This is a genomic window from Xanthomonas axonopodis (assembly GCF_001304695.1).
In the GTDB taxonomy this organism is placed as follows: domain Bacteria; phylum Pseudomonadota; class Gammaproteobacteria; order Xanthomonadales; family Xanthomonadaceae; genus Xanthomonas; species Xanthomonas axonopodis.
On sequence record NZ_JFAQ01000062.1, the window covers coordinates 1 to 19,278 of the forward strand.

Below are 19,278 nucleotides of genomic sequence, written 5' to 3' on the forward strand. Positions count from 1 at the left end.
GGTTGTTCAGACCTTCCTTAGTTGACGCGCCCAGTAAAAAGACACCCGCAGTACGCGGGCGTCTTTGGGTAACACATGACTGCTGGTTTTCTAACGCAGGCTCGTAGTATTACGCCTTATCCGCCTCCAGGTGATACCGCGTGGCCTCGTTCACTTCATTCTTCGAGCCCAAAAATACCGGCACGCGCTGATGCAACTGCGTCGGTTGAATATCCAGAATGCGTTCGCGCCCGGTGCTCGCCGCGCCGCCGGCCTGTTCCACTAGCATGCTCATCGGGTTGGCTTCGTACATCAGGCGCAGCTTGCCGGGCTTGTTCGGGTCTTTTTTGTCCCAGGGATAGATGAAGATGCCGCCGCGGGTAAGGATGCGGTGCACGTCGGCCACCATGCTGGCGATCCAGCGCATGTTGAAGTCCTTGCCGCGCGCGCCGTCCTTGCCGGCCAGCAGGTCGCCCACGTAGGCCTGCATCGCCGGTTCCCAATGGCGTTGGTTGGACATGTTGATGGCGTATTCGGCGGTGTCTTCGGGCACGCGCATGTTGGCCTGGGTCAGCAGGAAGCTGCCTTCCTCGCGCTCCAGGGTGAACGCGTGGGTGCCGTGGCCCAGCGTGAGCACCAGCATGGTGCTGGGGCCGTAGATGCAGTAGCCGGCGGCGACCTGTTGGGTGCCCGGCTGCAGGAAGTGCTCATCGCCCGGCTTTTCGGTGCCCTTGGGGGCGCGCAGCACCGAGAAGATGGTGCCGACCGAGACGTTGACGTCGATGTTGGAACTGCCGTCGAGCGGGTCGAACAACAGCAGGAAATCGCCGCTGGGGTATTGGTCGGGCACCGGTTGGCTGTGGTCCATTTCTTCGGACGCGCACGCGGCCAGATGGCCGCCCCAGGCGTTGGCTTCGAGCAGGATGTCGTTGCTGAGCACATCGAGCTTTTTCTGTGCTTCGCCCTGCACGTTACCGGTGCCGGCATCGCCGAGCACGCCGCCCAGGGCGCCCTTGCTCACGGCGATGGAGATGCGCTTGCAGGCGCGCGAGACGATGGTGATGAGCTGGCGCAATTCCGCATCGATACGGCCGGCGTGTTGCTCTTCGATCAGGAAGCGGGTCAGCGAGGGGCGCGACATGGGAGCGGGCAGCCTGTGTAGGAAGTGGGCCGCCATTGTCGCCATTGCCGCATTAGATTTCGATCACTTGATGCGCGGTTTGCAGCGCCGGTGATCGAATATGCGCGGATGGCGCGTGGAATAAGCAGGTGCGCCCGCGCTGCCAGCATCCAGCACGCCTTGTGTCGGTGGGGGCGAAGCAGCGGCACGCACAAAAAAACCGGGAGGCTTGCGCGCTCCCGGCTCGATGACTGCGGTCGACACAGCCGACGAAGGTCAGCGCTGCATTACACCCGGCTGACAGTGGCCACGGCCTGGGCCACGTAGTCCAGGTTGCGCTGGCTCAACGCTGCTACGCAGATACGGCCGGTGCCGACGGCGTAGATCGCGAACTCGTCGCGCAGGCGGTCCACCTGGGTCCTGGTCAGGCCCGAGTAGGAGAACATGCCGGCCTGGCGCTGGATGAAGTCGAACTCCGGCGCGCCCAGCGTGGCGAGTTTTTCCACCAGCCCTGCGCGCAGGGAATGGATGCGCTCGCGCATTTCGGTCAGTTCCTGTTCCCACAGATCGCGCAGCTCCGAGCTGGTCAGCACGCCGGCCACCAGTGCGGCGCCGTGCGTGGACGGGCTGGAGTAGATCGTACGGATGATGCGCTTGACCTGCGACTGCACGGCCTTGGCTTCGGCCGCAGTGGCCGAGACTACCGACAGCGCGCCCACGCGCTCGCCATACAGCGAGAACGACTTGGAGTACGAGCTGGCGACCACGTAGCTGTCGATGCCTTCGGCCGCCAGTAGGCGCACCGCGTAGGCATCGGCCTCGATGCCCTTGTCGAAGCCCTGGTAGGCAATGTCGACGAACGGGAACAGCTTGCGTTCCTTCAACAGCCCGGCCACCTGCTTCCACTGCTCTTTGCTCAGGTCCGCGCCGGTGGGGTTGTGGCAGCAGGCGTGCAGCAACACCACAGTGCCCGGCTCCAGCTTGGCCAGGTCGGCGAGCATGCCGTCGAAGTTCAGGCCATGGCTGGCGGCATCGAAGTAGGTGTAATCGACAACCTCGAAGCCGGCCGCGCCGAACACCGCGCGATGGTTTTCCCAGCTGGGGTTGCTGATGGCGATGGTGGAGGTGGGCGGCAGCTTCTTGAGCAGGTCGGCGCCCACGCGCAATGCGCCGCTGCCGCCGACGGTCTGCGAGGTCGCCACGCGGCCGGAGGTCACCAGTGCAGAGTCGGCGCCGAACAGCAGCTCCTGGGTGGCCTTGTCGTACGCAGCCAGGCCGTCGATGGGCAAATAGCCGCGCGGTTTGGCGTCCTGCGCGAGCTGCTGCTCGATCTTATGCACGGCGCGCAACAGCGGGATGCGCCCGTTTTCGTCGTAATAGATGCCCACGCCCAGGTTGACCTTGTTGGGGCGGCTGTCGGCGTTGTAGGCCTCGGTCAGTCCCAGGATGGGGTCGCCTGGAACCTGTTCCACGTTTGCAAAGAAGGACACGGCATGACTCGCTGAAGGACGAAAAGAGTGGGGTACTTCCGGATCGTTGGCCGCTGCTGGGCCAAACCACCTCATCGTAGCAGCCCATGGCCGGCGTAGCATGCATCGTTCCGTACGCAACGATGCGGCCACAGTACGGAATAAGGGACACTACGCCCATGCCCAGACTCACCCTGTTGGCCGCCGCCTGCGGCCTGTTCGCCACGAGCGCCGCGCCGCCCGTCCTGGCCGCCGATGCGGCGCCGCCCGCCTCCACACCGATCCAGCGATTGCCCACCGTGCAGGTGGACGCCGCGCGCGTGCGCGGGGTGGACGACTTCGACCTGCCGGCCTCCTTCACCGTTGTGGCGGCCGATGCCGACAACCGCCGCGGCGCGCAGGTGTCCGAGCTGCTGGACGGCATCCCCGGCCTGGTGGCGCGCGATCGCCAGAACTACGCGCAGGACACCCAGTTGTCGATTCGCGGCTTCGGTGCGCGCTCCACCTTCGGCGTGCGCGGCGTGCGGCTGCTGGTGGACGGCATCCCGGCCAGCATGCCCGAAGGGCAGGGCCAGCTCTCGCACTTCAACGTGCAGGGCGCCGAGCGGGTGGAAGTGCTGCGCGGGCCGTTCTCGGCGCTGTACGGCAACTCCTCCGGCGGCGTGCTGCAGCTGTGGAGCGCCGACGGCAAGCCGGGCGACCCGTGGCGGCTGCGTGCCACCGATGGCAGCAACGCCACCGTCAATGTGGGCGCGCAACTGCTCGGCCAGCAGGGCGCGGTGCACTACAACCTGGCCGCCAATCTTTTCGACACCGATGGCTTCCGCGCCCATAGCCGCGCAAAGCGCGATTCGGTCAACGCCAAGCTCGGTTTTGATCTGGCCGAGGGTCGCCGGCTGGAGCTGGTGCTCAACTACCTGGACGCACCCGACGCGCAGGACCCACTCGGCCTGACCCGCGCCCAGTTCAATGCCGACCCGGCGCAGGCCACGTCGGTGGCCACACAGTTCAACACCCGCAAATCGGTGCGCCAGTCGCAGGCCGGCGCCATCTTCTCCCAGCAGTTGGATAGCCAGACGTTGCGGCTGATGGCTTATGGCGGGCAGCGCAGCGTGGAGCAGTTCCTGGCGATCCCGGTGGCGGTGCAGCGCAACCCGCTGCATTCGGGTGGGGTGATCGATCTGGACAGCAATTACGAAGGTGCCGATGCGCGTTGGGCTTGGCAGGGGCAGGCGCTGGGCCGGCCCCTGCAGCTGACCATCGGCACCAATGTCGATCGCCAGCGCCAGCACCGCACCGGTTACGAGAACTTCGTCGGCGACATGCTGGGCGTCAAGGGCGCACTGCGCCGCAACCAGCGCGACCAGGTCGAGAACGTGGACCAGTTCGCGCAACTGTGGTGGCAGTGGAGCGACCGTTGGTCGGCACTGCTGGGCGTGCGCCATAGCGAGGTGCGCTTCGCGTCGGACGACCACTACATCGTTGGCCGCAATCCCGACGACAGCGGCCGGCGCGATTATTCGGCGACCACGCCGGTCGCCGGCATCGTGTTCCGTGCCGAGGAGGATCTGCGTTTCTACGTCTCGGTCGGACGCGGCTTCGAGACGCCCACCTTCAACGAACTGGGCTACCGCAGCGATGGCGGCGCCGGCCTTGCGCTGGATCTGGGCGCGGCCACCAGCCGCAACTACGAAGTGGGCAGCAAGTGGCACGCGCAAAGCGGCGCGGCGCTGGAATTTGCGGTCTTCCGCGCCGACACCGACGACGAGCTGGCGGTGGCCAGCAATACCAACGGTCGCAGCACCTACCGCAACATCGGCGCGACCCGGCGCCAGGGCGCAGAGCTCAGCTGGCTGCAGCCGATCGGTGTCACGCAGCAGCTGCAGCTGGCCTACACCTTCGTCGATGCCACCGTGCGCGATGGCTACCTCACCTGTGCCAGCAGCGGCTGCGCCACGCCTACCGCAGTGGTGGGCAGTGGTTCGCGGCTGCCCGGCGTGCCGCGTCAGCAACTGTTTGCGCGCTGGCAATGGCAGCCGGCGCAATGGCAGTTCGCTGCCGAATCGGTGGCCTCCGGCGCCACCGTGGTCAACGACCTGGCCACCGAACGTGCACCCGGCTACGCATTGGTCAATCTGGAAGCCTCCCGGCGCTGGAGCACCACGCAGGGCGCACTGCGTACCTTCGCACGCATCGACAATGTGCTGGACCGGCGGTACGTGGGCTCGGTCATCGTCAACGATGGCAACGGCCGCTATTACGAGCCCGGCCCGGACCGCACCTACACGGTGGGGCTGCAGTGGGATTTCGCGCACTGAGTCCAGCCTGTCTGCGCCGCGCAACCTCGCCTGGCCGGCTACCGTTTTTCATGCAGTAGTTCGCTCCGGGCCGCTCGCCAGGCAGGGGCACGGCTAAGATCCCGGCGGACTTAGAGTGGCTAACAAAACGTAGCGAGCGGTCGTCAGGTGGGCGTGGACGGCGCACAGGAACCGGAGTGTACGAGGGGTACATGAGGATTCCGAGCACCGGCCGCGCCCGCCTGGCGGCTGCGCAGTAGTTTTGTTAGCCGCTCTTATTCGGAAGCTGCGCCATGCGAACGACTGCGACCTCCTCGCCAAGTCTGCCGTCCGTGCAGTCGCCCGGCGCCGACGCCAGCGCGCCTGTCTGCGTTGCCGTCTCGCCCTGCCGCGAGCGCGACCGCGCGGGGGTATTCGCCGGCCTCGGCGCTTCGCCGGTCAGGCGCGTGCGCCAGGCGCCGCGTTCGGTCGCGGCAAACACGACACCCTCGTCTGGCGCGCGCCTGCTGCAGATCGATGCGCAAACCTCCGATGTCGCCGGTGCGATTGCTAAAGGTAGATGGCACATTGGCGCAGTCGCCTGGGCGGGATCCGCAATGGGAGATGCACTGCTGCGTGGTGCTTGAATGCATGCGCACCGGCGCCGGCGAAGCGTACACGGCGGATCTGGCGGCGGTAGCCGATATCGGTGGGCTCCATCTGGATGCGCCGATGTCCACGCCGCGGTTGAAACTTTGGGAGGGCGCGACGGACGATGCGATCGTCGTGGTGCTGGGCTGTTCCGGCACGTGCCTGGATGCTGCGGACGATGTGTTATGCGACCTGAAGAGCCAAATCGCCCGGCCGCACGTCAATATGTTGGACGAGCGCTTGCCGACGTTGGGCAATGTGGGAGCCGGCTGGCAGGAATGGTGGCAGTCCGAAGCGCAGCTGCCGCGCACCGACGGAGCTGTCATGAAGGACGTGCTGACACGCTATGCGGACCGCGCGAAGGGCAGCGGCAAGGCGCTGTCGATCTCATTGACGGGGCATAGCCTGGGCGCGGCCGTGGCCATGGTCGCCGGCTTCGATATTGCGCACTTCCTGCGTGCGGACGGGGTCAGCGGCAATGTCAGCGTGTATGCCTTCAACCCGCCACGCCTGGGGCAAGCGGGCATCGAGACGCTCTATATGTACAGCGCATTGCGATTCGCGCTACGCCAGTTCGCCCGTGCGCTGGATCCGATCCAGTCCACGCCCTTGTTCATGCATCACCCGCACTGGGACCACGACAGCACTGCCGCTGCCGCTGCCGAGCGTGCCGGCAACGCCAGCGGCGATCGCTTCGCGCAGTTCGTCACCTCTACCGACCAGCCGGCGAGCAGGATCAATCTGGCGGACAACCACGAACTGACGCTGTGGCGCCCCTATTTCCTGTCCACGATCCAACCGGCCGAGCTGCAGCGCATCTTCGCTCCCATGCAGGCGCAGCCAGCGATATCTACAGGCTCGCGTCTTTGCCGCAGGGACCTGCTCGCTCCGTTCCTGCCGCGCCCTCAGCCACTGATCGAGAACGGGCCAGAGTGAGGCGTGACGTGCGTAGCGGATGCGTCGAGCAACGCGCCTGATCTTGCTTGGCCGGTAAACGTAGCGACGACATGCGTCGCGATGGGCACGCTTCCCACGTTGTGCGTCTGCCAGCGCCGAGCGGACAGGCTGTTGGCTGGGATCTCGTCCAGGAACGGTACGCTGCCGTCGGCCTGGCGCAGCCGCTGGGCCGATCCGCCGCGGCACACGGGCATGACGCGACGCAACAGCGAAAATCTGACATCGCTCTTGCAGTTACCACTTAGCCGGATGGGCGCTTCCTCTTCCTTTTCCACCGGCGCAGGCGACTCGGATGAACGCCGTCGTCGCCGTCACTGCCGCCAAGACGCATGCCACCGCTCCGCAGTCCATCTTCAAGTCGGGCGGCGGCAATGGCATTGGCGGGCAATCGGTGGAACCCAATAGCGGCCGCTCCTTCGACAACAGCACGCCGATCGCCGACGAGTCTTTCACCTCGGTGGCGCGCTCCGACGCGCAGGACCTCGGCCACCGAGCGCAGCAGCATGCTGCTGAAGATCGCAGACCGCATCGAGCAGAACCTGGAACTGCTCGCCGATGCCGAACCCTGGGACAACGGCAAGCCGGTGCGCGAAACGCTCAATGCCGACGTGCCGTTGTGCGTTGACCATTTCCGCTATTTCGTCGGCGCCATCCGCGCGCAGGAAGGCGGTATTTCCGAGATCGACAGCGACACCATTGCATATCACTTTCACGAACCGCTGGGTGTGGTGGGGCAGATCATTCTGTGGAATTTCGCGCTGCTGATGGCGTGCTGGAAACTCGCACCGGCGCTTGCCGCCGGTAACTGCGTGGTAATGAAGCCGGCAGAGCAGACGCCTGCCTCGATCCTGGTATTGATGGAACTCATCGGCGACCTGCTGCCGCCTGGCGTGTTGAACGTGGTCAACGGTTTCGGCCTGGAGGCCGGCAAGCCGCTGGCCAGCAACCCGCGCATCGCCAAGATCGCCTTACCGGCGAAACCACCACCGGCCGGCTGATCATGCAATACGCCAGCCAGAATCTGATTCCGGTGACGCTGGAGCTGGATGGCAGATCGCCCAACATCTTCTTTGCCGATGTGATGGCCGAAGACGACGATTTTCTCGACAAGGCGGTGGAAGGCTTCGTGCTGTTCGCCTTCAATCAAGGCGAGGTGTGTACCTGCCCGTCACGCGCGCTGATCCAGGAATCGATCTACGACAGGTTCATGGAAAAGGCACTCAAGCGCGTGGCGGCGATCAGGCAGGGCAATCCGCTCTATCCCAACACCATGGTCGGCGCGCAGGCATCCAGCGAGCAGCTGGAAAAATCCTCTCCTACATCGACATCGGCAAGCAGGAAGGCGCCGAAGTGTTGATCGGCGGCGAGCGCAACATGCTCGACAGCGAACTGGCCGAGGGCTTTTACGTCAAGCCCACGGTGTTCAAGGGCCACAACAAGATGCGCGTGTTCCAGGAAGAGATCTTCGGCCCGGTGGTCTCGGTCACCACCTTCAAGGACGAGGCCGATGCGCTGGCGATCGTCAACGACACGCTGTACGGCCTGGGTGCCGGTGTCTGGAGCCGTGACGCATCGCGCCTGTATCGAATGGACCGATCCAGACTGGCCGCGTGTGGACCAACTGCTACCACGCCTAGCATGCGCATGCTGCGTTCGGTGGCTACAAACAGTCGGGCATCGGCCGCGAGAATCACAAGATGATGCTCGACCACTATCAGCAGACCAAGAACCTGTTGGTGAGCTATTCGCCGAAGGCGCTGGGGTTCTTCTAACGACACCTGCGTGGCTGATCGCATCGATTCGCGCACACACGAAGGCCAGCCGCCCTCGATCCGTTGCACCATCGATGCAAAGGCATGCACACGGTGTCCGCGTGCATGCACACTTGCACGCAGCGGCGGGGGTATGGTGCTCGACAAGGCGGCCAGAACGGCCGCGGGAGTTAGCCGATGCAAGACAGCACCATTGAGCTGCCGGCGCAGGTCACGGCCACGCTGGCGGCACTGCAGCTGATCGACAAGCTGCGTGCCCGGCGTGGCGATGTGTTGTTCCACCAATCCGGCGGCTGCTGCGATGGATCCTCGCCGATGTGTTTTGCGGTCGGCGAGTTCATCGTCGGCGACCGCGATGTGTTACTGGGCGAGATTGGCGACGCGCCGTTCTACATCAGCGCGCCGCAATCCGACTACTGGAAGCACACCCAGTTCATCATCGATGTTGTGCCGGGGCACGGTGGCATGTTCTCGCTAGAAAACGGCGAAGGCGTCCGCTTTCTGGTGCGGTCACGGCTGTTTGACGATGACGAATTCGCACGCTTGCAGCGCGCCGGCCGGGCATAGGCAATGGCCATGCAGCCAGCAACCCTTGCTATGTAGCAAGCTGACGCCAGCCGGTTTGCCTTCGAGAACATGCCTTTAACAAGAAACATCCACATCGCGCGCCTGGAGCGGCCACACAACGACTGCGCTCACCACCATCCGAGCGGGGCAGGTGCCGCCGGTTGGTGCAGCGTGCATCGTGGAGCCGCCTTCACGTCCGCCCGTATCTGACGATGGCGCGCTTCCGGGCTTCTTGGCCGGCGTTTCGCCATCGGCGGGAATCAGGCGCCCCGGCGCATCGCCAGCACCGCGGTCTTCATAGTGTTCTGCATCGCGCTTGCCATGCTGTTCGCCCGGCTGGGTGGGTTGGTCGCGTAAAGGGTCGCGGGACATGATGACTCCTGACAGCAAGATGAGCGAGCAGTTCACCGCGCCTGCGGTGAAGGGCACGCAAATCGCGTAGTGCAAGCGAATTTCTCACGCATGGCTCACGGCAGCGGCGTTACTGATGTCAGCCCCCAATGCCGCACCGTGAAGCCGCCCATGCGCCCCCAGGATCGCCGTCCCGACCGTCGCCTGTTCAGTGCCCATGTCGAGCCCGCTCCGCCCAGGCGCGCGCATCGCAATTCACGCATGCCGGACACCGCTGGCGTGGCGCAGGACTTTCATTGCTACAGCCTTGCCGACTACCAGCGCCGCCGCCGGCGTGGCGGGCTCACCTGGCGCGATTTGTCGCCGGCGTACGCGTTTGCGCGGATCACCCATGCCGCCGACTGGCCGCGTGGGGCCGATATCGACTGCGAGCAGGCCCTGGCTGCGCAGTGGGACAGCATGCGCGGCGCGACTGGACTGGCCGCATGTGCGCGACATTGTCGAGGATGCCTGGCTGGCCTTGGACCACATTCCCGAAGCCGCAATTCATGGAGCAGCACACTGATGGCACGACCGATCTGGACCGGCACCCTTTCCTTCGGTTTGCTCAATGTGCCGGTGTCGTTGATGTCGGGCGAGCGCAAGGTGGATCTGCATTTCCGGATGCTGGATTCGCGCGACAAAAAACCGATCCGCTTCGAACGCGTCAATGCCGACACCGGCGACGAGGTGCCATGGAAGGAGATCGTCAAGGCATTCGAATACGACAAGGGCAGCTACGTCATCGTCGAAGAACAGGATATTCGCTCTGCGGCACCGGAAAGCCATGAAACGGTCGAGGTGGAAACCTTCGTCGACGCAGCCGACATCGACCCACGCTATTTCGAAAAGCCCTATATCCTGGTCCCGGGCAAGAAGGCCGAAAAGGGCTACGTGCTATTGCGCGAAACCTTGCGCGACACCGGCAAGGTGGGCATTGCCAAGGTGGTGATCCGCACCCGCGAATATTTGGCGGCAGTGATGCCGCAGGGCGATGCATTGATCTTGTTGCTGCTGCGTTATCAGCAGGAGGTCGTGGACCCGCAGGACTTCAAGCTGCCGGCCGGTGCGGTGGGCGAGTACCGCATCACGCCCAAGGAACAGGAGATGGCCAAGCAGCTGATCGAATCGATGTCCGGCACCTGGCAGCCGGAGGACTACCACGACGAATTCCGCGGCAAGCTGGAAAAGATTCTGCGCAAGCGCATCCAGGAAAAGGGTGGCACGACCACGGTGGACGTCGAGCCGCCTCAGCACGAAGACGCCACCACCAATGTGGTGGACTTCATGTCGTTGCTGCAAAAGAGCCTGCAGGCCAATACGCGCACGCCTGCCAAGAAATCCAGCACCGCCGACACGGCAAGCGCACCTGCGAAGAAAACGGCAACCAAAAAAGCGGCGAGGAAAGCCGTCAAGAAGACTGCAGGCAAGGCGACCAAGAAGACTGCCGCCAAGAGCGCCGCACCCAGGCGCAATGCCGGATAGTCGGGCGCGCCAAGCGAAAACATGCCTGGCGTGCAGCTGACGTGGCGTGCTTCCTGCGGCGGTGCTGTGCACCTGGCGTTGCCAGGGGCGACGCTGGGACTAGAAGCGCCGCCCTCATCAGCCGGGCCTGTGGCGCCAGAGCAACAACACGCCGTACGAGCTTCGTTGACTTGCGAGAGATCGACACCGCTTGCCGGCGCTATCTGCGCCGGCAAGCGATGAGCTCAGTATCGTTCGCCGTGTCGAGAGCAATCAAAACATTGCCGTGCCGCCATGCGCGCCCGGCCGGTGCCTGGAATCGGCAGTACCGCGCTGGTCACGGCGCGCCTTGCACACCTGCCGGGCGACGGTTGCGACATTGCCAGCCGCTTCAAGGCGAGACCGCATCGGCCCGCTCGCGCGTGACCCGGCTCAACGCGTCGGCACTGATTTCGGCGATGGAATGCGTGCCGGTCAGCGTCATCGCCACGCGCATTTCCTTTTCGATCAAGGTCAGCAGGTTTTCCACGCCGGCCTGGCCGCCAGCCGCCAGCGCGTAGACGAAGGCGCGGCCCAGCAGCACCGCATCGGCACCCAGGGCGAGCATGCGCACCACGTCCAGCCCGCTGCGGATGCCCGAGTCGGCCAGAATCTTCAGCTCGCCCTTCACTGCATCGGCAATGGCCGGTAGCGCGCGTGCGCTGGACAGCACGCCATCAAGCTGACGGCCGCCGTGGTTGGAGACCACGATGCCGTCGGCACCGAAGCGCACCGCATCGCGCGCGTCTTCCGGGTCCAGGATGCCCTTGATCACCATCGGCCCGGTCCAGAACTCGCGGATCCATTCCAGGTCTTTCCAGGCAATGGACGGGTCGAAGTTGGCGCCCAGCCAGCCGATGTAATCCTGCAGGCCGGTGGGGCTGCCGCGGTAGGCGGAGATGTTGCCCAGATCGTGCGGCTTGCCGAGCAAGCCCACGTCCCATGCCCAGCGCGGGTGCGTCACTGCCTGCAGCATGCGCCGCAGCGCCGCGTGGGGCCCGCTCATGCCCGAGTGCGCATCGCGGTAGCGCGCGCCGGGCGTGGGCATGTCCACGGTGAACACCAGCGTGGTCACGCCCGCGGCCTTGGCCCGTTCCAGCGCATTGCGCATGAAGCCGCGGTCCTTGAGCACGTAGAGCTGGAACCACATCGGCCGTTCGATGGCCGGCGCCACTTCCTCGATCGGGCACACCGACACCGTGGACAGGGTGAACGGAATACCGCGCGCGGCCGCCGCACGCGCGGCCTGCACTTCGCCGCGGCGTGCATACATGCCGGTGAGGCCGACCGGCGCCAATGCCACCGGCATCTCCAGGGTTTCGCCGAACAGCTCGGTGCTCAGGCGCAGATCCGACATATTGCGCAGCACCCGCTGACGCAGCGCCACGTCGGCCAGGTCCGAAACATTGCGCCGCAAGGTGTGCTCGGCATACGCGCCGCCATCGATGTAATGGAACAGGAAGGGCGGCAGGCGTGCTTCGGCGGCGGCGCGGTAGTCGGAAGCGGCGGAAATGATCATCGAAGACGGGACGGCAGCGGCGGGAGAGGCGCCGAGTGTAAGGCGATCGGTGGGGCCGGTGGGTTGCCAGGCCCGCCGCGGCGGGGCGGCGAGATTGCTGAGCGTTTGGGTGCCTGGCGTTGCTTGCCACATAGTCGCTAGACTCACCACACCAGCGGCAGCAGGTGCCGGCTCTGCGCCGCATACGCCTGGTAGGCCACCGGAAACGCGCGCCGCAACGCGGCCTCTTCGATGCGGATGCTGTGCAGGAACACCCAGGTTACCGGCACCATGATCGCCCTCACCGACAACGCATTGCCCATGCCCAGCGCCAGCCCGTAAAAGGCCAGCAGCGCGCCGGTGTACGACGGATGCCGCAGCCGGCGATACGGGCCGCCACGCACCAACTGGTGATCGGGCTGGATGGTCACATCCACCGTGAACCAGCGCGCCAGCACCTGGATGGCCCACACGCGCAACGCCAGGCCGCTGCCGACCAGGGCGCAGCCGGCCCACTGCAGCGACGCCGCCCAACCCTGCGGCCAGTGCGCCAGGCCGCTGTAGGCCAGCACCACCGCAACAGCGACTGCCGCAGACAGCACCCGCCATAGGTGTTCAGGGTGCCTTGATCGTGCGCGCCACCATCGCTGGCGCGGCGACGACGGCTGAGCAGCAGCTCATAGCCACCTCAGACCAGATTGAGCGCAACAAACAGACTGGAAGCCGACATGGCGTAACTCCTTTGCGATGGGGCGGGTTGGTGACGCCAGTGTGTGTGTGCGCACTGCACCCATGCCTGGGGCCGCAGGTCATCGATCCCACCTGCCAGAAGTCACCTTCTGCCCGCGCATCATTGCCGAGCGCCTGCATGGCGGTCAGCATCGCCGCATGAACTCTTCCTTCTACCACCTGTTGCACCCCCTGCGCCTGGCCGCTGCGTTCACCATTGCCGCGGTCGCGCTGTCGTTCATGCCAGATGCGTCTGCCCACGGTGCCTGGCGCTGGGGCGCGCTGGCCGGCTTCACCGCATTGTTCGTGTTGCACACCTTGTTGCCGCAAACGCATGCATTGCGCACGGTGGCCACCCTGCTGCAAGCGGTGTTGGCATTGCTGCTGGTCTGGATAGAGCTGCGTGCCGGCACCGCGCCGGTCCTGCTGGTGATGCTGGTGGCGCAGGCGGGCATGACCTGGCCGCCGTTGCGCGTGCTGCTGCTGGCGTTGGTGTTGAACGCCGGCATGTACGCAGTGTTGGTGCACGCAGGCTTCGATCGCGCCTTGTTGATCGTCAGCATCTATGCCGGCTTCCAGGCCTTTGCCGCACTCACCGCGCATTACGCGCGCAGTGCCGAGCGGGCGCGCGACACCTTGGCCTACGTCAACGCCGATCGAACGGGTGGCCGCAGGCGACACCTTGCTGCAGCCGGTCAGCACCGACCCGGTGCGCGCCCGCTACCAGTTCCGCGACCAGCAGGCCCCGCGCGCGAGCTTCAGCGAACGCGAGGTGGCGATCCTGCGCCTGCTGGCCGGCGGCTATTCCAACAAGGAGATCGCCCGCACCCTGTTCCTGGCCGAAGGCACGGTGAAGAACTACGTCTCCACCATCCTGGAAAAGCTGGGCACCCGCGACCGCACACGGGCGGTCTTGAAGGCGATCACGTTGCGGGTGATTTGAGGGCGGGGAATGGGGATTCGGGATTCGGGATTCGGAAGGGCGGGCAGTTGGAGACCGGATTGGAAAGCCCCTAGCGCAAGGGAAACCTGAAAGCCCCTCTCCCCTCGGGAGAGGGGTTGGGGTGAGGGTACGGGCGACACCACTTGCTGCCGTTTCGCCCCAAGCCAATCTGTCCCGAGTGCCGAGCTTGTTCGGTCATGCATTGCTACGTGGCTGTTGCACAAGGATTTATGCGCAACCGTCAGCTTCGGCCCGCAACCGTAAGGTTGCCGTCAGGTCAGGCGCGAACCCACGAATGAAGGTGATCCGGCGGCCAGCGAAGCCGCCCGGGGACGTGCCGCGCTCCGGTCTGCTGCGGAGTCCGTCATGCGCCTGGTCCGAATCCTCATCGTGCCGATCGTCGTGCTGTGCACCGGCGCCTGGACCGCGCCCACCCAGGCCGAAGTGCCGGTCGGCTGGCCCCAGGCTGCGCTGCTGTTCCAGCCTGGGCAGGCCGAGCGCGATCTCAGGATCGTGGTGGGTCAGTACAAACGGGCGGGGCAGGGAGCTATCGTCCATCCGCGGGCAGATCAAAGTGGCTTTCAGCAATGAGACTGAGCGCGGCCGCGCGCCGCGCGCGTCTGCCGGAATCTAGCTGCGCTCGCGGATTTGCAGAGGATGCGCCACTACCGCATTTGACTGGCAGGGCAGAAGTCACGCAGTCGAGGCCGCGCGGTGTCTATGTCGCGGAACGCGCGCAGCGTCAGGCCATCGTGCAGAACCGACCGGTCGTTACGGTGCGGTTGCTCCCGTCCGGCGGCAACCCATCGGACGGGAGTGTGTCTGCCTGTCAGCTACGGCCAAATTCCTGCGGTGAAATTTCTGGATCGTTGCCCACCTGGGGGTCGCAGCTGAAATGCGCGCCGGTGTGGGTGTCTTTCACCACCACGCTGAAAAAAATCAGTGTCCGATCTTTATTGGCATTGACCACCTGCACACCACGACCGTCGTGGTCGATCTGCTGCGGGCCGATCTGCCCGGTCGCATCCGAATTCAGCAGGCTGATGATCTTGAAGTGGTGAGGCACCGATTTGCAGAACGCATAGCGCAGGGTCACGCCCTGTTCGCCTTTGCCACAGATGAGCAGGTCCGGCGAGAAGCTGTAGAAGTAGGCGCCCTTCCGGTATTGCCGCCGAAGGCCACGTGCGCCACGGTCAGTTCGATGGGGATGATCTTGGGGTCCGTCATGACGTTGGTAATTCCTCGAAGAGCGGGGCATAGAGGGAAACGAACCCCGGGTGGCGGTAGCCCGCTTGATACAGCCATCCGAGCTGTTGCGTCACGGCAGAGCGCCGACCTAGATGGATCTGTGCGCGAATCCAGGGGTCGAGCAGGGTCTTGTCGCGACTATTGCCGATCTGCGCCGAGCACTTCCACCGCGCGCTGCCAGGCGGCGCGTGCACCAACGTGATCGCCGCTGGCGTCCAGTTGTTCGCCATACCAAACCAGGGCATGCGCCAGCGCCGAGACGCCGAGCAGATCGGTGGGCTTGCCCTGATGCAAGGCACCCAGCCGCGCCACGATCGCCGCCAGGCTGGACGTCTTGTTGCTGCCGTGCAGCCCCTGTACCCGGTTCAAGCGCAGCGCAATGATGGCATCCAGCCATTGCCACTCCGGCAGCGGCTGTCGCTGCAGCAAGCCTGCCAGCGTTTGCTGCGCCTGGGTGAGTTGGCGTGTGGCCGCGTCAGCGTGCCCATCCAGTCCGGCGACTCAACCGGCCTGCGCGTAAGCATGCGCCAGATCCCGTTGCCACGTCCGGTTGTCCGGCTGCTGTGCAACCAGCGGTTTCAGTATCTCCACGCTGGCTTGCGCGTCGGCCTGCGCCTGCGCAAGGTGGCCGCGCGCCAGCGCCAGATTGGAGGTGCGTAGCAACGAGGTGGCCATGCGCCGTCGCCACGCATTGGCATCCGGTTCGTTTTTCACCAATACGCGCAGCAACGCGATCTGCTCGCGGTAGCCTTGTTCTGCTGGCGCCAGAAGACCCTGATTTTCCTGCGCAAGGCTTAGCCAGGACAGGCTATCGACAAGTTCGTAACGCACTGCCGCGTTATCCGGCGTGCGCGCCAATACTTGGCGCTTGAGCGCGATGGGAACGTGCAAAGAAGTCGATCGCCGCAGTTGCGTGACCTTCGCTTCTGGACAATGTGCCCAGATTGTTGAGCGCATACGACAACTCCAGTTGCCAGCGCGGATCTTGCGGCGCGGCGTGTACCAGGTGTTCGCACGTAGCCAGATATTGCGACCAGTACGTACGCGCCAATGGCGGTTGCTTGGCCTGATACGCCAAATAGCCGAGCCAGTACGCGGCCTGACCGGTTTCCGCATGCGCTTCCAGTGCATCGGGCGCCCGCATGCGCGCCCGTTGGGCGGTAGCGGCGGCACGCGTGAACGCGGCATGGGCCTCTTGCACCTTGCCCTGGTTCATCAACACTTCGCCAGTGGTCCGCAGGGCACGGGCGTGGTTGATCAAATCACCGGTGTGCATGCTCGCGCTGGGCAGATCCTCCAGATAGCGCAGCGCACGGCTGCCGACGCTATCGAGCAGTTTGAGGTTGCCCACTGTGCGCAACTGCTCGGCCAAGTCGCTCAGCATGTAGCCCACCAGTTGCTGTGCTTGATCGCGGCGTTGTTCGGCAGCCTGCTGGGCCTGGCGCGCCTGCCAGCCGAGCAGCAGCGAGGCGTTGGCCAGCACCACCAGCAAGGCGGCGGCGTACAGCCGCGGCGCTGGCGTTGCGAGCGCTCGCAGGTGCGCATGCACGAACGCATCCACCAGCACGCGCGCTGCGCTGCTCGCCGGCAATGCCGACCACAGCGCACGCCGCGCGGTGACGGCATCGCTGTCGGGGTGGATCACGCTCAGCAGCGTCAGCACGTGGCCCAGCGCGGCCTGCGCATCGGAAGGCAATGCGCGAAACGTCTGCTCGGCATGATGCGCCAGCGCGCCTTCCAGGCGATCGGCACCGCTGTGCTCTTCTTCGAAGCGCAGCCCGGCCATCGCTGCCGGCACACGGATGATCTGACAGATCTCGCCATCGCGTGGCGGCAGCAGATCCACGTGCCTGTCGCCGCGTTTGAGCTCGACAATGTCCGGCAGTGCATCGATCAGGCGTGGATAAAAATCGTTGCGGGTGAGCATCAGCACGGCCACGTGCGCGCTGGCGCACAGCGCGTGCAAGGCCGCTGTCAGCGCAGCGCGATCGGCGGCGGTGATGCCGGGCGTGGCCACCATCGCTTCGGCATGGTCGATGACCAGCAGCAGATGGCGCTGGGTGTGCGCGTTGTCGCGCGCGGGAGCGCTCTGGCGCATGGCTGCGCGATGGCCGCATGCAGCGGGGCAGGTTGCTGCAGCCATTGGGGCAGGCGTGCCGTCTGCGCCGGCGACAACACCGCGCGTTCGCCCGGTGCCCATTGCCCCAGTGCGCGCGCCAGCGTGTCCAGCACGTCGCCGCCGCGGCATTGCGCCAGGTTGCAGTACGCCACCGCGATGGCGTCCAGCCCATCCAAGGCGGCCGGGCTGGCACAGCAACGGCACCACGCCGGCGCGCAGCAACGAGGTCTTGACGCAGCCGCTGGCGCCGCTCACCAGCACCAGCCCGCGCTGGCTGTGCAATTGCGCGCGCAATGCGCCCAGTACCTGCGCAATCGCATGGCTGCGGCCGAAGAACACCTCCGCATGTGCCGGGTCGAATGCCTGCAGCCCCATGTACGGGTTGCCATGCCCCCACGCCTGCGTACCGATCACCGCACCGCGGTAATCGTCGGGAAACACCACCTTCGGCAGCAGCCGGTAGCCACGCTTGCGGATGGTTTCGATAAAGCGCGGCTGGCGACTGTCGTCGCCCAGCTTGCGGCGCAGCTGGGCGATGGTCTTGTGCACCGGGTTATCGCCATAGAAGCTGCCGTGCCACACCTCGATCAACAACTGCTCGGCGCTGATGACCTCGCCGGCGCGCTCGGCCAGCGCGATCATCACTTCCACCATGCGCGGTTCCAACGTGATGGTCTGGCCGTCGTCGATCAGCGTCAGCAGCTCCGGCTCAACCAGCAACGGGCCAAGGCGGAACCGCGGAACGGAGCCCAGCTGCGTGACACGCTCGCTTCGAAGAGACATCGCTCGGATACCGGTCGTACAACTGGAAGGGGCCTCGACAATCGCCAACAGGCGCGACCAGGCAGGGCAGGGCCGAAAAATAGCACAGCTCGCTGCCGCGAAGGCGATTGTGGTCGCTGTTCGTCGCGGCGCCGCAAGGTGTGCTCGGCATACGCGCCGCCATCGATCGAATGGAACAGAAAGGGCGGCAAGCGTGCTTCGGCGGCGGCGCGGTAGTCGGAAGCGGCGGAAATGATCATCGGCAACGGACGGCGGCGGTGGCCCTTGGGTGCAAGACAGGCGGCGAACGGGTGCCGCGATGATCGTTCAGCGGCCACAGCAAATGTTCGGCGCCGCGCCCCGGTCTGCTGCGGAGTCCGCCGTGCGCCTGATACCCAAGTCTCATTGCGCTGATCGTTGCCGCATCTGCAACGTCACGATGCTGAACGTTTCTTCGTCAAGCCCACACGCATTTCGGTCGAGGCATCACGCTTTCGCTGCTCACCGGGACATGGATGCGAAATCGTATTATGATGAGTGCCCCATGATTTGAATGAGGAGAAATAAAGTGCGTCGAATTGGACGATTTCTTGGATCCAGCAGTTCTTCTTCAAGTTCTCGCCCGGCCGAAAACGACCACCGCAGAGATAGAGATGCTGGCAGTGCACGGCGCGGCTCAGACGCCAATTCGCGCCTTGCGGGATTGTCCAGCCGCCCCGCGTCGCCTCCACGGGCGCTATCCAACCAAGAGCATTCGGCAAATCAAGATATTCAGAATCAGATACTCCCAAATCTGATCAATGTAAGAGACCAATGTGCGAGTAATCCCGCACTCGAGCGCACGTATCGGAGAGCCGCCAAAGGCGTGCAGCATGCGCAAGATCGACTTGCAGGTAATACCAGGACTAGATCCAGAGATGAGTTAGCCGGCATGCTAGCGAAATGCAGGAGTGAACTCGAAGCGTTCACTAGGACGCAGTATCAGGCTGTCCAAGCGTCAGAATCAGAATCCTATAGGCGAGGGGAGAGCACCCTGCCTGGATCCCATGCGCAGATCCCTCCCCAAGTGATGGGCAGAGCGATGAATATGTTGTACGGGTTTGAGACGATGATAAATCCGGTACAAATGAATGACTGGCAGAAGACGCAGGTGGGAAATCTACTCAAAGATATTGCCGATAACAAACCGGTGAGTCATGCAGCGGTCTATAATGCCTATCAGGTTAGGAATGATCCCCGTGCATTGATCGAAACACTTGTTGCGCACGTGTCGCGCTAAGAAAGGTCTGATCAAC

At 64.8% G+C, this 19,278-nt stretch carries 12 protein-coding genes, 1 other RNA gene and 8 pseudogenes; 10 read left to right on the plus strand and 11 right to left on the minus strand.

All coding sequences use genetic code 11. From position 1 onward, the window contains the following. Positions 1–109 precede the first annotated feature (109 nt). Together XAXN_RS06620 and XAXN_RS06625 are read right to left on the minus strand one after the other, a co-directional pair. Positions 110–1,120 (minus strand): class 1 fructose-bisphosphatase, encoded by a 1,011-nt coding sequence (locus tag XAXN_RS06620; RefSeq protein ID WP_054318967.1) that lies wholly within the window; start codon positions 1,118–1,120, stop codon positions 110–112. A 266-nt stretch (positions 1,121–1,386) separates the two neighbouring features. Continuing rightward, positions 1,387–2,589 carry an amino acid aminotransferase gene (locus XAXN_RS06625; RefSeq protein ID WP_054318968.1) on the minus strand — a complete coding sequence of 401 codons (1,203 nt, stop codon included), beginning with the start codon at positions 2,587–2,589 and terminating at the stop codon, positions 1,387–1,389. A 158-nt stretch (positions 2,590–2,747) separates the two neighbouring features. Here XAXN_RS06625 and XAXN_RS06630 point away from each other — a divergent pair, with 158 nt between their 5' ends. After that, complete coding sequence (locus XAXN_RS06630; RefSeq protein ID WP_054318969.1) at positions 2,748–4,886, plus strand: TonB-dependent receptor family protein; 2,139 nt, start codon at positions 2,748–2,750, stop codon at positions 4,884–4,886. A 117-nt stretch (positions 4,887–5,003) separates the two neighbouring features. Here the strand turns inward: XAXN_RS06630 and XAXN_RS20780 are convergent. Next, positions 5,004–5,079: non-coding RNA, sX9 sRNA (locus tag XAXN_RS20780), on the minus strand. Positions 5,080–5,197: 118 nt separating this feature from the next. Here XAXN_RS20780 and xopAP point away from each other — a divergent pair. The 3 genes and pseudogenes from xopAP to XAXN_RS06645 all read left to right on the plus strand — a co-directional run bounded on the left by xopAP (position 5,198) and on the right by XAXN_RS06645 (position 8,791). Next, positions 5,198–6,431 (plus strand): annotated as a pseudogene (gene xopAP, locus XAXN_RS06635) (XopAP family type III secretion system effector). A 313-nt stretch (positions 6,432–6,744) separates the two neighbouring features. After that, positions 6,745–8,224, plus strand: a pseudogene (locus XAXN_RS06640) (aldehyde dehydrogenase family protein). A 177-nt stretch (positions 8,225–8,401) separates the two neighbouring features. Continuing rightward, positions 8,402–8,791, plus strand: coding sequence for a DUF779 domain-containing protein (locus XAXN_RS06645; RefSeq protein ID WP_054318970.1), 390 nt, complete (start codon positions 8,402–8,404; stop codon positions 8,789–8,791). 75 nt (positions 8,792–8,866) lie between these two features. Here the strand turns inward: XAXN_RS06645 and XAXN_RS20790 are convergent, their stop codons facing one another. Next, on the minus strand, positions 8,867–9,163 hold the full coding sequence (locus XAXN_RS20790; protein WP_134980512.1) for a hypothetical protein: 297 nt from the start codon (positions 9,161–9,163) through the stop codon (positions 8,867–8,869). 183 nt (positions 9,164–9,346) lie between these two features. Between XAXN_RS20790 and XAXN_RS06655 the strand changes: the two are divergent. Together XAXN_RS06655 and ku are read left to right on the plus strand one after the other, a co-directional pair. Continuing rightward, positions 9,347–9,707, plus strand: a pseudogene (locus tag XAXN_RS06655) (hypothetical protein). Continuing rightward, positions 9,707–10,666 carry a non-homologous end joining protein Ku gene (gene ku / locus XAXN_RS06660; protein ID WP_054318971.1) on the plus strand — a complete coding sequence of 320 codons (960 nt, stop codon included), beginning with the start codon at positions 9,707–9,709 and terminating at the stop codon, positions 10,664–10,666. Before XAXN_RS06655 ends, ku begins: the two are co-directional and overlap by 1 nt. Before the next feature lie 370 nt (positions 10,667–11,036). On the opposite strand, the gene lldD is transcribed toward ku, so the two are convergent. Together lldD and XAXN_RS06670 are read right to left on the minus strand one after the other, a co-directional pair. Further along, on the minus strand, positions 11,037–12,203 hold the full coding sequence (gene lldD, locus XAXN_RS06665; protein ID WP_054318972.1) for an FMN-dependent L-lactate dehydrogenase LldD: 1,167 nt from the start codon (positions 12,201–12,203) through the stop codon (positions 11,037–11,039). A gap of 143 nt (positions 12,204–12,346) precedes the next feature. Then, a pseudogene (locus XAXN_RS06670) lies at positions 12,347–12,858 on the minus strand (methyltransferase family protein). A 116-nt stretch (positions 12,859–12,974) separates the two neighbouring features. On the opposite strand from XAXN_RS06670, the pseudogene XAXN_RS06675 reads away from it, so the two are divergent. From XAXN_RS06675 to XAXN_RS06685, 3 genes and pseudogenes are all read left to right on the plus strand, one after another. Further along, positions 12,975–13,568 (plus strand): annotated as a pseudogene (locus XAXN_RS06675) (sensor histidine kinase); the annotation flags it as partial. Then, positions 13,564–13,854: pseudogene (locus XAXN_RS06680) on the plus strand (response regulator transcription factor); the annotation flags it as partial. The pseudogenes XAXN_RS06675 and XAXN_RS06680, both read left to right, overlap by 5 nt. Positions 13,855–14,220: 366 nt before the next feature. Next, positions 14,221–14,445, plus strand: coding sequence for a hypothetical protein (locus XAXN_RS06685; RefSeq protein WP_054318973.1), 225 nt, complete (start codon positions 14,221–14,223; stop codon positions 14,443–14,445). Between the two features lie 238 nt (positions 14,446–14,683). Here XAXN_RS06685 and XAXN_RS06690 read toward each other — a convergent pair. The 5 genes and pseudogenes from XAXN_RS06690 to XAXN_RS23605 all read right to left on the minus strand — a co-directional run. After that, positions 14,684–15,081, minus strand: a pseudogene (locus XAXN_RS06690) (hypothetical protein). Positions 15,082–15,240: 159 nt separating this feature from the next. Continuing rightward, the gene (locus XAXN_RS23480) at positions 15,241–15,531 is read right to left on the minus strand and encodes a hypothetical protein (RefSeq protein ID WP_338133114.1); all 291 of its coding nucleotides are present in this window, start codon (positions 15,529–15,531) and stop codon (positions 15,241–15,243) included. A gap of 72 nt (positions 15,532–15,603) precedes the next feature. Continuing rightward, positions 15,604–15,933, minus strand: a complete 330-nt coding sequence (locus XAXN_RS23485) for a hypothetical protein (RefSeq protein WP_338133115.1) — start codon at positions 15,931–15,933, stop codon at positions 15,604–15,606. A gap of 7 nt (positions 15,934–15,940) precedes the next feature. Further along, positions 15,941–18,004: an nSTAND1 domain-containing NTPase gene (locus XAXN_RS06695; protein WP_338133116.1), complete on the minus strand. Its 2,064-nt coding sequence runs from the start codon at positions 18,002–18,004 to the stop codon at positions 15,941–15,943. Between the two features lie 83 nt (positions 18,005–18,087). Then, a pseudogene (locus tag XAXN_RS23605) lies at positions 18,088–18,243 on the minus strand (L-lactate dehydrogenase); the annotation flags it as partial. A gap of 821 nt (positions 18,244–19,064) precedes the next feature. On the opposite strand from XAXN_RS23605, the gene XAXN_RS22985 reads away from it, so the two are divergent. Continuing rightward, positions 19,065–19,262 carry a hypothetical protein gene (locus XAXN_RS22985; protein ID WP_241148115.1) on the plus strand — a complete coding sequence of 66 codons (198 nt, stop codon included), beginning with the start codon at positions 19,065–19,067 and terminating at the stop codon, positions 19,260–19,262. Positions 19,263–19,278 lie beyond the last annotated feature (16 nt).

Excerpts from the sequence above, each read along its gene's own strand:
- ku (WP_054318971.1), top strand. The coding sequence starts at position 9,707 with ATGGCACGACCGATCTGGACCGGCACCCTTTCCTTCGGTTTGCTCAAT.
- XAXN_RS06695 (WP_338133116.1), bottom strand. The coding sequence starts at position 18,004 with ATGTCTCTTCGAAGCGAGCGTGTCACGCAGCTGGGCTCCGTTCCGCGG.
- XAXN_RS06630 (WP_054318969.1), top strand. The coding sequence starts at position 2,748 with ATGCCCAGACTCACCCTGTTGGCCGCCGCCTGCGGCCTGTTCGCCACG.
- lldD (WP_054318972.1), bottom strand. The coding sequence starts at position 12,203 with ATGATCATTTCCGCCGCTTCCGACTACCGCGCCGCCGCCGAAGCACGC.
- XAXN_RS06685 (WP_054318973.1), top strand. The coding sequence starts at position 14,221 with ATGCGCCTGGTCCGAATCCTCATCGTGCCGATCGTCGTGCTGTGCACC.
- XAXN_RS22985 (WP_241148115.1), top strand. The coding sequence starts at position 19,065 with ATGAATATGTTGTACGGGTTTGAGACGATGATAAATCCGGTACAAATG.
- XAXN_RS06620 (WP_054318967.1), bottom strand. The coding sequence starts at position 1,120 with ATGTCGCGCCCCTCGCTGACCCGCTTCCTGATCGAAGAGCAACACGCC.
- XAXN_RS06645 (WP_054318970.1), top strand. The coding sequence starts at position 8,402 with ATGCAAGACAGCACCATTGAGCTGCCGGCGCAGGTCACGGCCACGCTG.
- XAXN_RS20790 (WP_134980512.1), bottom strand. The coding sequence starts at position 9,163 with ATGTCCCGCGACCCTTTACGCGACCAACCCACCCAGCCGGGCGAACAG.